Source organism: Bythopirellula goksoeyrii, assembly GCF_008065115.1.
GTDB classification, from domain to species: Bacteria; Planctomycetota; Planctomycetia; order Pirellulales; family Lacipirellulaceae; genus Bythopirellula; species Bythopirellula goksoeyrii.
This window is the reverse complement of sequence record NZ_CP042913.1, coordinates 2,646,068-2,662,160: the sequence shown is the minus strand read 5'-3', so window position 1 is coordinate 2,662,160 and position 16,093 is coordinate 2,646,068. Positions and strand designations below refer to the sequence as shown.

At 53.2% G+C, this 16,093-nt stretch carries 10 protein-coding genes; 6 read left to right on the top strand and 4 right to left on the bottom strand.

Features of this window, described 5'->3' with window-relative positions; all coding sequences use genetic code 11:
• The first annotated feature begins 41 nt into the window (after positions 1-41).
• A complete protein-coding gene (locus tag Pr1d_RS10500; RefSeq protein ID WP_148073480.1) occupies positions 42-1,505 on the top strand; it encodes a DUF1598 domain-containing protein in 1,464 nt (487 codons plus the stop codon).
• 12 nt (positions 1,506-1,517) lie between these two features.
• On the opposite strand, the gene Pr1d_RS10495 is transcribed toward Pr1d_RS10500, so the two are convergent.
• Both Pr1d_RS10495 and Pr1d_RS10490 read right to left on the bottom strand, forming a co-directional pair.
• Positions 1,518-2,864, bottom strand: coding sequence for a glycerate kinase type-2 family protein (locus tag Pr1d_RS10495; protein ID WP_148073479.1), 1,347 nt, complete (start codon positions 2,862-2,864; stop codon positions 1,518-1,520).
• A 135-nt stretch (positions 2,865-2,999) separates the two neighbouring features.
• Positions 3,000-5,666 carry a hypothetical protein gene (locus tag Pr1d_RS10490; protein WP_148073478.1) on the bottom strand — a complete coding sequence of 889 codons (2,667 nt, stop codon included), beginning with the start codon at positions 5,664-5,666 and terminating at the stop codon, positions 3,000-3,002.
• 493 nt (positions 5,667-6,159) lie between these two features.
• On the opposite strand from Pr1d_RS10490, the gene Pr1d_RS10485 reads away from it, so the two are divergent.
• The 4 genes from Pr1d_RS10485 to Pr1d_RS10470 all read left to right on the top strand — a co-directional run bounded on the left by Pr1d_RS10485 (position 6,160) and on the right by Pr1d_RS10470 (position 13,068).
• Complete coding sequence (locus Pr1d_RS10485) at positions 6,160-6,447, top strand: transcriptional regulator (RefSeq protein WP_148073477.1); 288 nt, start codon at positions 6,160-6,162, stop codon at positions 6,445-6,447.
• 403 nt (positions 6,448-6,850) lie between these two features.
• On the top strand, positions 6,851-8,311 hold the full coding sequence (locus tag Pr1d_RS10480) for a protein kinase domain-containing protein (protein WP_148073476.1): 1,461 nt from the start codon (positions 6,851-6,853) through the stop codon (positions 8,309-8,311).
• Between the two features lie 1,097 nt (positions 8,312-9,408).
• Positions 9,409-10,374, top strand: a complete 966-nt coding sequence (locus Pr1d_RS10475) for a formylglycine-generating enzyme family protein (RefSeq protein ID WP_148073475.1) — start codon at positions 9,409-9,411, stop codon at positions 10,372-10,374.
• 27 nt (positions 10,375-10,401) lie between these two features.
• Positions 10,402-13,068 (top strand): choice-of-anchor Q domain-containing protein, encoded by a 2,667-nt coding sequence (locus Pr1d_RS10470; protein WP_148073474.1) that lies wholly within the window; start codon positions 10,402-10,404, stop codon positions 13,066-13,068.
• Between the two features lie 82 nt (positions 13,069-13,150).
• Here the strand turns inward: Pr1d_RS10470 and rpiB are convergent, their stop codons facing one another.
• Together rpiB and Pr1d_RS10460 are read right to left on the bottom strand one after the other, a co-directional pair.
• A complete protein-coding gene (gene rpiB, locus Pr1d_RS10465; protein ID WP_148073473.1) occupies positions 13,151-13,603 on the bottom strand; it encodes a ribose 5-phosphate isomerase B in 453 nt (150 codons plus the stop codon).
• Between the two features lie 168 nt (positions 13,604-13,771).
• The gene (locus Pr1d_RS10460; RefSeq protein WP_168205168.1) at positions 13,772-14,896 is read right to left on the bottom strand and encodes an L-threonylcarbamoyladenylate synthase; all 1,125 of its coding nucleotides are present in this window, start codon (positions 14,894-14,896) and stop codon (positions 13,772-13,774) included.
• 251 nt (positions 14,897-15,147) lie between these two features.
• On the opposite strand from Pr1d_RS10460, the gene Pr1d_RS10455 reads away from it, so the two are divergent.
• Complete coding sequence (locus Pr1d_RS10455; RefSeq protein ID WP_148073471.1) at positions 15,148-16,086, top strand: NHL repeat-containing protein; 939 nt, start codon at positions 15,148-15,150, stop codon at positions 16,084-16,086.
• Positions 16,087-16,093 lie beyond the last annotated feature (7 nt).

The window sequence follows — 16,093 nt, the reverse complement described above, 5'->3', positions numbered from 1 at the left end:
CTTTTGGAACAGACTTTTTCGCACGAGATCTTGAGGTACCCATGCGATTTTTGTTGAAACCGATTCGGTTAGGCATTTGTTGTTTATCTTTCATCGCCGTTATTGGTTTGCTAGCGACAACTTGCCCGCAACACGCGTATTGTCAAGACGATGGTGGTGGCGGTGGCGGTGACGGCGGCGGTGGCGATGGCGGAGGAGGCGACAACGAAACCGACAACTTGGTGGCGGCTGGTGTGGCTGTTGATGCCAACGGAGTATTGCAGCGGCTTACCAGTGGCGATCCCAATGGATTTCTCGCCCGTGAGCGGGCTGCCCAAGCCTTGGCCTCGCTAGATGCTGATATCGCCAAGCCCAGCAAGCTCCGTAAGGTTTCTTTGACTCGACTTGCTCGCTTGACTCAACAAGCCATCAGTGAAGGCCATGGTCCCGACGAAGCCATGAAATGTCTTGCTGGTCTCACACGCATTAAATACGTTTTTTACTATCCCGAAACGAAAGACATTGTTATTGCTGGTCCGGCGGAAGGCTGGATGTCGGACTACGCAGGCCGCCTAGTCGGAATTGAAAGTGGACAGCCGATCCTGGAACTTGAAGAACTGGTCGTCGCACTGCGAACTTTCCCACCCAGCAAGAATTCCAACCCAATCGTCTATTGTTCAATCGATGCTACTGACGAAGGGCTCGCGCGCATGCAACAGTTCCTTAGCTCGATCGGTCGTCAAATCGGCCCCGGCGACGAACAATTTATTGTCAATGGACTGCAAGAGAGCTTGGGTATGCAGTTGGTAACTATCGGTGGAATTCCCGCGACAACTCGTTTTGCACGAATCATGGTCGAGGCCGACTATCGCATGAAACTCATTGGTATCGGTCTCGTTGAGCCAGCGGCGCGAATTCGTAGTTGGATCTCCCTAGCTTCTGCTGGTGCTGTGGCCCGCAATGCCATGTCTCGCTGGTGGTTTGTGCCTGACTATAAGAGGATTCGTACGTCGGAAGACGGTATGGCTGCCGAATTGGTTGGTGATGGCGTGAAACTGATCGGCGAAGATGAAGTTGTCAGCGCAAGCGGCCAGCGTCAGCAGGCAGGTCGCCAGAGTCGAGCCAGTGAACGTTTTACTAAGGGTTTTACAGATCGATATGGCCAACTAGCCGACCGAGACCCAGTTTACGCTCAGCTCCGCAATTGTATTGACATGTTAATCGTGGCTGCTTTGATTCAGAAGAATGACTACTACGGGCAAGCCGATTGGGATCTCTCCGTGCTGGGCGACGAATCAATCTATCCAGTTGCAGTCTACAACGCACCAGAGAAAGTAAACTCAGCAGTAAACGCCATCTGGAAAGGCGCGCATCTGGCAACCCCCGTGGGTGGCGGTGTCCAGATTCAAGCCAACCAAGCCCTAGATGTCGACAATCTATTGGAGGACGAAGCAGGCACGGTTGCTGCCGCTCGTGCAGAGATCAGCCTCGGTGACCTCCCTGCCGACAAATGGTGGTGGGATTGAGCCTCTTGCGGCTTAGCGATCTACCGTCAACACACGCAGGTCACAGACATTCGTCTGCGTAGGCCCGGTCTTGAGCAATCCGTTAACTTCCGCAAAGAAGTGGTATGCGTCATTGCGTTTGACATACGCCCGTGGGTCCAATCCCAGCTCGCGCGCTCTCGCCGCAATCGGTTCATTCACCAACGCTCCTGCTGCATCGGTTGGCCCATCTTCGCCGTCAGTGCCCCCGGCCACGAGGCAAAGCCCCTGCCAATCGTCGATCGCTTCGAGCATGGCCAGTGCGAGTTGCTGATTGCGACCGCCGAGCCCCCGCTCGTCCGCAGGACACAATCGAACGGTCGGTTCGCCCCCCGAGATGAGACAATCAGGGCCATCCTCCCCTCGCATGGTGACAGCCATCTCGGCAAAATGGGCTGCGACTTCTTCTGCCGCTCCCTCGGGTTCGCGCGCCGAGATCATCGCGTGACTATAACCAAGCCGTTCCGCTTCACAACCTGCCGCATCAACAGCCGTGGCGTTGTTGCCAATGATGAGATTGGAGACAGAGCATGAACTGTTTAGGGGATGCGTCTCTACCGGTAGATGTTTGAGCAGCTGGATTGCTTTCTGTGCTGAGGGATGATCCTGGATGCCCAAGTCATATAGAACCTGGATAGCCAATTCAGGAGTCGGCTCCCGCAACACTGTCGGTCCCGAGGCGATAGTCTCTAGGTCGTCGCCCAAGACATCGGAAAGGATCAAGGATACCGTTTGCCCAGCCCGACAAACGCGGGCCAGCCCGCCCCCTTTCACACGGCTCAACTCACGACGTACTGCGTTGAGTTGCTGTATATTCCCTCCACCGGCCGAGATAGTCCGAATCAAATCGCGTTTTTCCAGCAGAGACAGACCCTCGATTGGTGCCGGCAGCAAGGCCGAACCACCACCTGATAATAAACAGATACAAAGATCATCCGAATCCAGGTTAGCGACAAGACTGAGGATCTCACCAGTCCCAACGATGCCCTCTTCAGCGGGCTCGTTCACACCCGCAGGGCGCGCCGCATGAAGATGGATCACTTTGGTCGGCAACAGACAATCCGCCGGAACATTTACCCACCCTGCCACGCTTTTGTCCCGCAGCACCTGCTCTCCCAATGCTCCTTCCAGAGCAAGCGCCATCGCAGCCCCGGCTTTGCCAGCGCCAACGACGATAATCCTTTTGATCGAATCGAAATCGATTTCTTGATCGCCTAGCCAAAGCGATTTACCAGCGACGGCAACCGATTCAGAAATCAGTCTCGCAGGCTGCACAGCAGCGACGCCAGCATGCCAGATTTTCAGGGCGTCCTCGCGTAGTGTCTCAGAATCTCGCTTCATGCTCCCAGTTTGGCACCAGAGAGAAAAAAAGCAATTGGCGTACTTTTTGGTAACCGTCGGCCCCAGGCCGAGAGAATAGTATGCGCAGACCACCATCGGCCTTGCACAGACGGATTCGAAGAAAGTACGAGAAGTTTATTGGCGAGATTGTTCCTCTGATTGCGGTCGCCCCGCCAACTCACGCGGCATCTGCAGAGACCGCACCATCAAATTATCCACTTGGGCTCGACCTAGTCCTGAGAGTGCCAGTGAGACTGTTAAGTTCGTATCAGCGGGCGCACAACGGAGAATTCGGAAAGCTTGCCAGCTCGGTGCATATTTGACGCGAGTTGCCATCCCTGCACCTCCTAGCGAGTCGATTATCTCCAAACCATCGACCGAACCAATTAGTTCTTCGGGGACTCGTGCCATGCCCATGATTTCCACGATTTCTCCGGCTTTCACTGGTATGGCAGCCGAGGTAATCCAGACTGGCGCCGTCGAAATCACAGAAATGGGCTGTGTAGGATCGATTGCCCGAGCTTCCAATTCCAAGCAATAGGCTCCAGCGTGAGGCGCCTCTGGTGAGAGCCGCACACCAGAGGTAATTCCCGGAACAGGGAGTTGCTTGTGCCGCCAGCCTTGTGCAAGTAACGGTTGAAGGTCTTCAAACTCACCCCCGGAAAGGAGATGGGTCTTCGTCGTTGCGCGGGAGAGAGCTTCCTGCAAATGCCGTTCTTCGCTGATTGTATCAACCCCAAAAATCAGAGGGGTCACAACCTGTGATTCGGCAGATTGACTATCATTTCGCAATGAATATTCTGCCTGTGAGAGGGTACGCTCGATGGCTAGAGATCTTCGACATGCCTGCTCCACAAAGCCTCTTTGCAGATCCTGGTCACACGCTGCCAGTTCGCCTTCACAGCGAGCCAACAATTGTTTCACGCCGGTAACTTCTTCAGTGCTCTTAGCATTGCTTACTACTTCGAGCTGCTGCAACCGCTGGGCAACGACATCGCGGCGCAAACGCGACGCACGACCGGCGATGCTGCGCAAGAACTGGGAGACTTGTGAAAATGCTTGGGCATCGCTGGTCAGCATGATCATGCTATCAGGTGGTAGCGAATCAACCGATATTCGCAAGCCTCCGGTCGTTCGTTCGTGCCGTACACGTTCGGCCCCTGCAAGTGAGAGCAAATAGACATCTGCGGATTCGGCTACACCTTTCACAACAAATGATACTGGTCCTGAAGTGTGTAATTCTTGCTGAGAACGAAAATCTCGTGACCAAGTAATTGGTATCAAAAGGTGGCTTCTTTCGGCTTGCAATACGATCGCCGACAATCCTGGAACAGTACTTCTGGCGCCGCCAGCAATCTTGCCAGCTGCGAGCCAGGGCGTGAGCAATCGCAGACGAAGATTCAATAGTTCCAGAGTACGTGCCCGCTGACGAGTTTCGGGGTCGGGAGACGCGAGCGAAGAGTAGGATTCAAATAGGTAATCTCGACAGCGAATGCTCATGGCCGCTGAAGTGATTGCGGCCAGCTGATCATAAGAACCTCCTGCTGGAACGAGGTTGCCATTCTTGCCTTGCAAAGACTCGATTTGAATTGCGCGCTGTGGGCAGACTTGCGTTGGTATGGTTGTCCACAACGGAGTGCCTGGTCTAGCAAGCCGTTGACGCTGCCCCAACCAGGCTACGAAGTCTCTTAATGTGAGGTCGGAACCAAGAAGCTCGCGCCCAAGCAGGAGTGCGTCGGTAGTGCGACTAACGTCTCGTGATAATTGCTCGCAGGTCATCACTGTTGTGCGAGAACTTATGGGATCATTTTGCCTGATAAGTTGCTTCATGCGAAGAACTTGTTCCAGATCGTCGGTCGCGACTAGATCCCCTAAATCCCATGCAATGACATGATCCCACTCCTCCGCTTGTGATAGTGTTGCTAGGTTTTCGACCGGTGGGGGGCAGACAAGTACGATTCCCAATCGCTGCGCTTCTGAGAGTTCTGTCGGCGTTGCGGCTCGCGATAGCCAAATGGCATTGAAGCCCAGTTCTTTGAGCATCTCAAAGGGTTCCCCCTGCCAACGTATGATTCGTTGTATGGGCGACGCAGCACGCCGGGGTTCTCGCAGATTAAGGATTTCTCGTGGGACTAGTTTTGCATCGCTCGTCGCAGGCTTACTTCTTGGCTCTACCAAAATTGATTCGGTCGAAGCGGTGATGATTTCAGGATCGCTTTTGTACTCCAGAATGATGCCGTCAAGTTCAACTCGATCGACGATCAGTTCCGTCACGCCCGATCCACCAGGAACTAGGAACACGAGCTGGGTTACGTAGGCTTCGCGCGAGTCAATGCGATCTTCTGCCCGGATGCGTGCAATGCGTGTTTGTTCAGAGAGTAGTTGAGGGAGCTCCGTGAGCTGCAGCCTTTCTCCAGGCATCCCGCGGCTCAGACTACCACCGCGCAACAGAAGCTCGCGGCTGCGACCCGTCAGAGAATCTTTGCTGCGAGGCAAGACGACTCGGGCGGCAATTTGCACTCCAGGTCGGTTACTCGAAATGGTTGCCGCAATGGAGAGCTCTGCGATGACAGGGGCACTAGGAATGTCAAAGCTGAGTTGTGCAGATTCACCGGCAGGTCCTCGAAGCTGGACAACCTCTGCGCCCGAGCCAGTAAGATGCTCATCACGCTCGATATGCTGGGATACCACTTGAAAACTACTTTTCTCTGCAAGTCGGAGAACTGGCGCAGCACCATCCATTTCGTCGAGAAAAGCAGGTTCAGCTGCGAGCCCACTCACCAAAGAAAAAAAAGTGGCCAATAAAGTGGCGAGCATTCCTTGCGGAAATGCAGGGCTCCCAACGTTCAGTATTTGCCTAACAAACTGCCCCACGCAGGTTCCAAAAATTCCAAATTGTGGCCTGCGAGGGAGCATGAGTGTAAAATCAGAATTGGAACAGTAAGTATTTTGAAGATTTTCTGGGCTCGCCGCTAATTGTTGGCTGAGCCTACTCATCGCCTCTGCTGTTCTATCGGCAACTGATGAGCCTTGTTGCGGAAACACAACGCGACAACTTGAGCGAAAAATCGCTGTAAGTCTGGCTTGTATCAGGAGTTCCGTTGATTTACCAGTTCAATCCGCAGCAAGAAGTAAACATGCATTCTGTCGACCAAATATCAGAATGGCGGGGATGTTTTATTTGTAAGTCCTTTGGTCATATTGGTTTGCGTTGTTTTCTGAGGGGGAGCCTCCCCCATTGGTACACGCTCTGCTCTATGTCCAATCAAATCCCCCTCATCTTTGGAGATAGACCATGAGCAGCACCCAAAACCCCTCCTTGTCGACCGTGGAAACCGTTCCTGCCGATCTGCAGCGATTGGCTGATTCGATCAATAACCTTCCCTCAGAATACGCCATGCAACTGGCCCCATTGATCGATGCTGTCGTCGAAAGTACCTGCCGTCGCCGCCGTATTCTCACTCTCGTACAAGACGCTTTGGGCCAACTTCGCTTGGATATGAAGTATCTTATGTTTGATCTCGAGGCGACGCGTCGAGAAAGAGACGAGTATCGCTCGCAGCTTGAGGAATTTGAGAGCTGAGAGCGGCCATTATCTCATCCATTAGGTGTTTCCACGAAATTAAACTCCTGATATGCGAAGTGGCTAGTCGATTGGGCGGAATTTTCGCCGAATTTCAGTACGATTCTGTATTCTCCAGCCGATACCCTTGATCCTTGCAATCTGGTAGAATGCAGTTCTGTTGGCATCTCTAATAGGGACTTACAGCCCCTCATTTGGCAGAACAGCCGGTTACCCTGGGCAACTCGACTTTCCTACCGGATTCTGTTCTCCAGATCAGTAGTGCGGCTCTGCGGTTGGAAGCTATTGCAGCGACTGCTGGGAGCCGGTGTGGCTGAGTACCTGTGAAAGTGCATTTCACATCGATTTTCTCCGGACTTGCCTCTCCGGATAAAGGTTCGCCGGACTGGGACGATTGCGCGCTATGGTCACTGATCAGACTGCCGAATCACTGGCACAGCGCGCTTTGGATGTCAGTATTGTCACCCAAGAACAGTTGCGTGGTGTTTGGAATGCTTTCGGAACTCAGGAAGTAGACTACGAGCAATTCAAACAACTTCTCGTTCGCCAAGGCCTACTCACCAATTTTCAGCTCGAACGTCTTGAGCAAGGCTATCGGACGGGCTTCGTCTATGGCGACTACAAGGTGCTCTATCTCGTCGGGGCCGGTACCTTTGCACGTGTCTATCGTGCTGCCCATCGGACAACCAACGAACTGTTTGCCCTCAAGGTATTGCGCAAAAGCAAGAGCGACATTCCAACCGAGGCCGATCTCTTTCGGCGCGAGGGGGAACTAGGAATGAAGCTCAAGCATCCCAATATCGTTGCCATTCACGAAGTCTATTCCAAAGGCAAGATTCACTACATCGTGATGGATTTTGTGGAGGGGCATAACTTGCGCGATTTCTTCCGAGTCCGGGGGAAATTTGAACCACTCGAAGCGGCCCGCATCGTGGAGGGGATGGTTGCAGGGCTTAGCTACGCTTATCAACGGGGGATAACGCATCGCGACCTGAAAATGTCAAATGTCATCGTATCGAGCGACGGGGTCGCCAAACTGGTTGACTTCGGCCTGGCGGGACTTGGGGGTGATGAAGCGAGCGATGGTGCCAATCCACGCACGATTGACTATGCCGGTCTGGAGCGAGCCACCAACGTCCGCAAAGACGACATGCGAAGCGACATCTTCTTTGCCGGGTGCATCTTTTACCAGCTCATGAGTGGCCAGGCTCCGATGTCGGAGAATCGGGATCGGACCAAGCGCCTCGATAAGTCGCGTTTTCTCACGATCAAACCAATCTCCGAAATTGATCCCAATCTCCCCTTGGCACTCGTACGGGTGGTTAACAAAGCGATGGAGTTGGTCCCCGAGCGTCGGTACCAAACGCCGGGAGAGATGCTTGCCGATCTTAAGCTGGCAAGCAAACGTGTCCGCGACAATAAAGATCTCCCTGCCGAAGCTGTGGACGTGGGCCCGCAGGAAGGTCACGATGCGAATGGCCAGCCTCGCAAACTGATGATCGTGGAATCCGACACGAAAATGCAAAACGTTTTTCGTGAGTTGTTCAAGAAACAAGGCTATCGCGTCCTAGTGACCAGCGACCCCGAACGGCTCTTTCAACGATTCTACGAAGATAGCAATATGGCTGATATCGTGCTGATGAGCACCGGCCACATAGGTGCCAGCGCCGTCGCCGCCTTCAACCAATTTGGGGAAGAATCTTCCACGAAGAACACGCCAGTCGTGCTCCTACTCGGGGACAAACAAAACGGACTCAAGAAGCAAGCCAAACCCGACGAGCAGCGGGTTGTCCTGCAAATGCCCGTGAAGTCAAAGGAATTGCGGCAAGCAATCTTGAAGCTGCTGCCTGCGGATGAAGCGTAGAGCAGTTCGCAATCTTTCGCTCGAATTCTCTCTCGACCTGTCTGGTCGTGCAACGATTCAGATTCGCTCCGGCAGAGTGGAACTACCGGGCGAGAATTGTCAAAAATCGCTTTTTGACAAAACCAAACTGCTTATGAATCTCGACAGAAACTCTCCGTATCTTGTTGATGGATCGTGAGTTACGCAGATCATGCTTCGGCCAGAGGGGGGAGGTTTTGTAAAAAAAACTACTCTGGGCTGGTCTGGATCGAGTTGCAGGTTCCAGGAAAATCGCTGTACCGGTGTTACTTGATGCGCGCAGCACTTTCCCTGGGGTCGGGAGTTTTTCGGGAAGAACTCCCGGCCCATTTGCAGATATGAAAATTGTCAAGGAGCAGTTGCATTTCGGTGCGATCGTACTATCGCAATTGGGAAGCGAATCTCTACATCGATTCTTGGGCCAGCTCGAGGAAGCGCTTCCCTTTCGCCTCGTGAGGCGCGGCTAAACGCGGGTGATGTAAAGCTCATGATTCTATCTCGATCCTGCGCACCGAAACAGGAGTTTTGTCGCCGCACATTTTGTCGAAATCTTTTCTTACAAAACAAAACCCCCTCTCATTGTGCCGGTTCTTTGGGGCTCAACTCGTTGGCCGATCAAGACTTACGCGAATTACATTGGCTTTTCCGCGGCGGAGTTTTGTAAACACAACCCCACCAAACTGGCCGCTCCTTGCTCGTCGAAATCGTCAAACGCATTCAGCGCGCAAACCTGGCGCGAGCAAACCCGCAAGCCCCTTGCGGGCGTTAGTGCGTTCCTATTACTTATCGCACGTACCATTATCAAGATGTCGGGGAGAAATTCCACAACTTTTTTTGGGCCACTTTGGGAAGCTGAGAGCCAGGAGAGACGCGCTCCGCTTTTTGCCGAGCAGGACTCGGTAAGCAACGAGTTTTCATAGACGGCTAACCAGATGCGCTTGGCAATGGGCTCATGACCACGCCGCAAAACAGACCACAATTCTCCATGGTTGATGATACAATGGAATTTTGGGGCAGGATTTACTTGACAGCCCCCCCCCCCCCATAAACTACAGTCATAACAGGAAAGTGAGGGTCTCATGAAGCATTCAAATTTCTGGTCCGTTGTCTTATTCTATTTCTGTGCTTTCGCTTTGAGTTCACTCCCGGCAGCCGTTGCCGACACATTTGGCAGTGGAGCGAACTCGTTCGAGATCGAGTTTGTCACCGTTGGCGATCCAGGCAATGTGGCAGACACTACGGGAGACCCTAATCCAGCCGGAGCGGTGTCATACACCTATCGGATCGGGAAGTTTGAGATTCCCGAGGAGGCGATTCGCAAGGCCAATACGCTCAGCGCTGATGCTGGTGACCCACTGGGCATCACCCTCGATTCGCGTGGACTCCAAAAACCCGCCACGAGTGTGAGTTGGTTCGAGGCGGCTCGGTTTGTGAATTGGCTCAACACCAGTACGGGGAATACCCCGGCCTACAAGTTCGATACGAATGGTGACTTTCAATTGTGGAACTCTGGTGACGCTGGCTACGATCCAACGAATCTATTCCGTAATCGTCAGGCAAAATACTTTCTGCCTAGTGCCGATGAGTGGTACAAAGCAGCCTTCTATGATCCTGTGAGCGACCAATGGTTTGATTTTCCCAACGGAAGCGATACCGCACCCAATCCGGTTAGCAGCGGGATTGATCCGAATACTGCCGTATACAACCAATCTGGGCCAGCCGATGTTATGTTGGCGGGAGGTCCCAGCCCTTTCGGCATAGTTGGATTAGCTGGCAACGTCTTTGAGTGGGAAGAATCTAATTTTGACTTGCAAAGCAATAATCCTCTAGGTATACGAGGCGTGCGCGGTAGTGACTGGAGCGTTACAACAACATTTCTAGATCTGTCGTCGTCGTTTCGCAATCACTCATTGCCCAACAACGAACCTACGAATGTAGGGTTCCGAGTAGCGCAAATTCCAGAGCCCAGAACAGCCACGCTCTGCTTTCTCATAGTATTGTGTATGGGCATTAAGCTCGATGCTTGCGACAGGCTATATCTTTAAGCACATAATCTTGCAGGGAGGGATATTTTGGTCAATCAATTTCTTGAATGGATGGGTCTGCGTCAAAATGCGAAGAGCAGTAAAGCGAAGCTTTGTGACTCTGGAAAACTATCTAGTTTATCGAATCATTTTGGATTTGAGGTTCTCGAAGAACGCCGTGTTCTTGCTACTTTGACTGTGAGTTTGAACAGCGATGAACCGTTTCCTGTCGAGGATGGGGAGCTTACCTTGCGTGAAGCACTAGTATACGTCAATGGTACATCAGTGCCACTTGCTGGAGAGTTCGCACGCATCGATGAAACTGTTGATTTACTTGGCCAAAACGACAAGATCGAATTCGCCTCAAGCCTCAACGGCGGCACGATCACGCTTGCCAAGGACTTTTTCCCTCTCCAAATCAATATCAGCCGTGATATTACTATCGACGCCTCAGAATTATCCGGCGGTATTATGATTGATGCTACTGGAAATAATTCTGGGGTTTTTGATATTCGTCTATCGAGCTACTACGGTAGCCCTGAAGCCACTCTTAAGAACCTCACCATCACGGGCGGTAATGCCGGCAGTGGAGGTGGAATCAACTTCGATGGTACTTGGAACCCGTCCTCAACTACTGGCGACGCCGGTATCCTAACGCTGGATGATTGCACAATTACAGGTAATACTACCTCTGGAAGTGGAGGTGGGATCTTTGCAAGGCGTGGAGTGCTCAATGTCACGAACACAATAATTGAGAACAATCATAGTTATATAGATGGTGGTGGCGTTTATTTGCATGACTGGCTCGAAGCGACGATCTCCAAAAGCAAGTTCATTAACAATACTGCGAATTTTAATGGAGGTGGGGTGGCAATCAAAAAACCACATACTTCCAGCAGTGTATCCCAAGTCATAACGATTCAAGAAAGCGAATTCCTGGTGAATAAGGCAATCAGCACCAGTCCGTTTTCCGGTAATGGAGGTGGCATTTATGCTGATTTGGCAGGCTTTAACGGGAGTACCGAGAGTACCCAACCGAAGTTAGAAATCATTGATTCGACGATATCTGGTAACGAAGCCAGCAGTAACGGAGGAGGGATCTGGACCTGTACCAAGTATGGAGCTGAGTTCACCCTGACCAACAGCACCGTATCGGGAAATACTGCTGGTACACTGCAAGAGGGTTACCCAGGCTATCCCGCGACAATAGTGGGAGGTCATGGCGGCGGGGTGTGGATCGCTGTCGTAAAGTACCAACCAGATGCCGATCTTTTCGACGTGGCTCTCGTGAACTCGACATTCTCAGATAACGAGGCACTCAGCCAAGGGGGAGGAGTTTGGATAGGATTGTCTGGCATTGGCACGGGTGATGATGGTATGCTCGAGGCAGATCTTGATTTTCTCACGATTGCCAAGAACCAGTCCCCGGAGGGGGGCGGGTTGTACAGTGAGCCGGACAACCCTCTGCATCGCATCACCACAACCCTGAACAATTCGATTGTCTCCAGCAATGTTGTCTCTGACCTGGACAGTACGGCCAACAACATTGCCGGAAGCATCGAACTCGATTCCAGCTACAATCTAATCGGCCCGGGTCAGGTGACCTCCTCAACTCTTACTAGCGGCGCGGGGAACATTGACAATTCGAGCAACGATCCGGGCTTGGCCCCTTTGGCTTTCAATGGCGGACCTACCAAGACACATGCGCCATTGGAGGGCAGCCTAGCAATCGACGCAGGTGATCCTTCAGCAATCGCGGGAGTAAACGTCCCTGATTTTGACCAACGCGGGATAGGCTTTACTCGTGTTTTTGATGGAGACGGCGTGGGAGGAGCACAGATTGATATCGGAGCCCACGAAGTTGGTCTGGCGCGCGTGGTGAATGTCACCATCAGTGGCTCCGAATCCGACCACGATCCTTTCTCGTTCAATGACCCAAACGACGATGAGAACGATTTCGATGGCTCGGGTATCCAGCTTCGTACAGTGCCAGTGGGTGGGGCGGATACGGTGGGGATCAAATTCAGTGAGAATCTGGATCAGACCACGATTGACGCAGCCAGCTTGACCCTCACAGGTCTCATGACCCATGTGGAGCCGACGCTGGCTTCTTCGGGTGGATTTACCTTCGACCCCGACACTCAGGAATTTCGCTGGAGATTTGATGCACCCCTAGATGCCGATCAGTATGTCATTGCACTCACTGACGCCGTAATGGACGACTTTGGCCGACAACTCGACGGCGAATGGATCAACCCGTTCAGCGTCTTAACTACCGACTCGGCAGTCAGCACCTTTCCCTCTGGCGATGGAACCGCAGGGGGTGATTTCAATTTCGTCTTTACGATCTTGCCGGGGGATGCGAATTTGGACAACGACATTGGCGGGAGTGACTTCCTTGTTTGGTTGAGAAATCAGGGCGGTCCAAATCATACTTTCGTCCAGGCGGATTTCGATGGCGATGGTGATACCGATTCAGCCGACAACGCTTTGAGATCAGCCAACTACGGCGTGAACCTAATGTTCTTGTTCTATGCTGATTTCGACGGCAATGGGATCGTCGACGGCGAAGATCTGATGATTTGGGACATGAACTACGATATGGATAATCCCGAACATGAGCATGGTGATGCCAACCACGATGGGGCGGTCAACGGTGCGGATTATCTTCACTGGTCGAGGCAAGTTGGCCTGGAACTCGCCTGGGTTGCGTGAATAACGCGCTCCCCTCTCGCCGAGCAGGACTCGCCGGGCGGGTTGCGGCTAAACATGGTGGCTCTTAGCGCAAGTAATCGCTCTATTCCTGCAGAGTGTGTTTTTCGATCTCGGTGATCTTGTCCACCCGGCGGGCGTGACGTCCCCCTTCGAAATCGGTGTCTACCCAAACCTCGACCATGCGTTCTACGGCCCGGGGGCTGAGCATGTCGGCGGGGAGGCAGAGCACATTCAGGTCGTTGTGGCGACGGCTGATTTCAGCGGTTACCTCATCGGTGATGGGAGCGGCCCGCACATGGGGGAATTTGTTGGCGGTGATGGCCATGCCAATGCCTGTGCCGCAAATCAAGATGCCCCGATCGACAGCTTGGTCGCTCACCTTTCGGGCCACGAGCGCAGCAAAATCGGGATAGTCGACCGATTCCGTTACGGCTGTGCCGACATCTTCCACCTCGTGTCCTTTGGAACGAAGGATGGATGCCAGCTTCTCCTTGAGATGGAAACCTCGATGGTCACTACCAATTGCAATTCGCATGTCTTTAACCTTTCAACCTATCGGGAAGGGTCCCGGAAAATCTAATCTGCTATCCGTCTGAATAGAATCTGAGAGCGGAATGGCGCCGGCCACCGGTAATCTGGTGTACCGGCGGCGAGCGCCGATCCGCTCAATGCTTGTTTTACGATTCCACTCCTACCAGCTCCTCTACGAAAAATCAATGGAATCAAGTCTTTCCTTGAGTGCCGCCTCAACCTGGTCTCCGCATTGTCGGTAAAGTTCTGCTGGCCCCCCAATTGGGTCCGCTATGTCCCCACCGTCGGCCCGCAGTGTGTGAGTACGACTCGAAGCCTCAGGCCAACGCCTCAAGATTGCGTGGCGATGGCTATTGGTCATCGCAAAAATGAGATCCGCGTGTCGCACTAATTTGTCTGTCAGGGGTTGTGATTCGTGCTTCGATAGATCGATCCCTTTTTCTTTCATAAACTCGACCGCTTCGACACTCGCGGCACAACCGGGCAGTGCTGCCACTCCCGCCGAAGCAACGACGACACCGTGTTGTTCTAGTTCCTCAAGCGGGCAGTCAAACTTCTCCGCTGCCAATTTCTTGAGCAAGGCCTCCCCCATCGGGCTTCGACAGGTGTTCCCGGTACAGACTAAAAGTACGATCATGCTCGACAAACGATCCAAAGCGCTTTTTCCCACAACTCCCTCACGCAGACAATTGTAGGACTTGTCGGTCACACGTACTACCGTTGACGGCTGGCCGTAGCGACAGGGGCCATCGTTGAGGACCAGGGCCACATGGTCACTCAGTCCGCTGAGGGCCTCCTCTGCAGTCTTGGCGTCCCCTTTGCCCGACAGATTAGCGCTAGTCAGGGCAATGGGACCCGAGAGCATACCCAACACATCCAATACGATCTGGTGTGCTGGCACACGCAGACCAACGGACCCCTTGGGGGCCACTGCTTGCTGAACCGAGGCAGGTAACTGACGGAGCAAGCTCTCTTCATGGTGGTTGTCGACAACCAAGGTCACCGGTCCAGGCCAGCACCGTCGAGCCAATCGCTCGGCGATTTTGCCTGGTCGGGGAACATAGTCGAAAGCTTCTTCGGCACTCTTGATCGCCAGGGCCAGGGGCGTGTCGTGGTTTCTTCCCTTGGCGGCATAAATCCTTTCGATAGCCTCTGCATTTCGGGCACTGGCTCCGAGTCCGTAGACGGTCTCCGTAGGGAAAATAACCAATTTCCCTTCTGCGAGCATCTGGACTGCTCGATGAACCACGTCCCGCGTATCCTCAGCCTGACGTAGATCGATTACGATTGGCGGCATAAGCAGGTGCCAAGAACTGGCCAGATAAAGAAAAAACCAATTGGGACAGACATCGGATAATGGTCTTCGGACAATCATCAGACCTAACGAGCCCGCTCCCTCATCCCCGAATTAGCAATATAGACGGTTTTGGCTCCGCGGGTCAAGCTAAAAGGCCTAGGGGGTTCTGCTGCATCTCCTTATGCTGCAATAGGTTGCGTCCCAACAGGCTCCTCCAGCAATCCCGCACCCAAATCGCTACACTAGGTGCTATGCCGAAACTTCGACTCCACGCGCTGCTCCTACATTGCTTCTTGATATTGCTGGGTCTTGCGGTCGGCTGCGTACCTCACGGCGATCGCAGCGAGGCGCCTGATCTGGTGTGGGGGCTGCGTGGTATCTCCAGCGGTAGATTCCAAAAACCACGAGCGATCGCCGTCGACGACGCGGATCGCCTCTATATCGTCGACATGACCGCCCGCATCCAAGTCTTCGACGTAGACGGAACTTATCTCCATGGATGGCATACCCCCGAAAGCGCCAACGGTCGGCCTTCGGGGCTGACCATTGATCGACAAGGTCGACTCCTGGTGGCCGACACGCATTACTATCAAATGCTGGTTTACGATAGCGAGGGGAATGAAATCCCTGAGGCGAAGATTGGCGGCACCATGGGCCACGGGCCGGGGGAGTTTGGATTCGTCACCGATGCAGTTGAGGACTCTCAAGGGAATTATTACGTCGCCGAGTACGGCGATTTCGATCGGATTCAGAAGTTTTCTCCTGAAGGAGAATATCTGCTCGAATGGGGTGGCCCGGGGGAAGAACCCGGACAGTTTCGCCGTCCGCAGAATCTAGCCATCGACGCGGAAGATAGGATTTGGGTCGTCGATGCCTGCAATCATCGGGTACAAGTATTTGACACCGAGGGAATGCTTCTCGATTGCTGGGGTAGTGAAGGAAGCGAGCCCGGCAAACTATACTATCCCTACGACTTGGTCCTGGACGGCAAAGGACATATCTACATCTGTGAATATGGGAACCATCGAATCCAAAAGTTTACACTCGACGGGAATTCCCTCGGTTGCTGGGGATCGCAGGGGCGAGAATCGGGGCAGCTCAACAATCCCTGGGCTTTAGCTCGTGACAGTCAGGGGCGACTCCATGTACTCGACTCGAACAATCATCGCGTACAGCGAATTATTTTTTAGCCCGTAA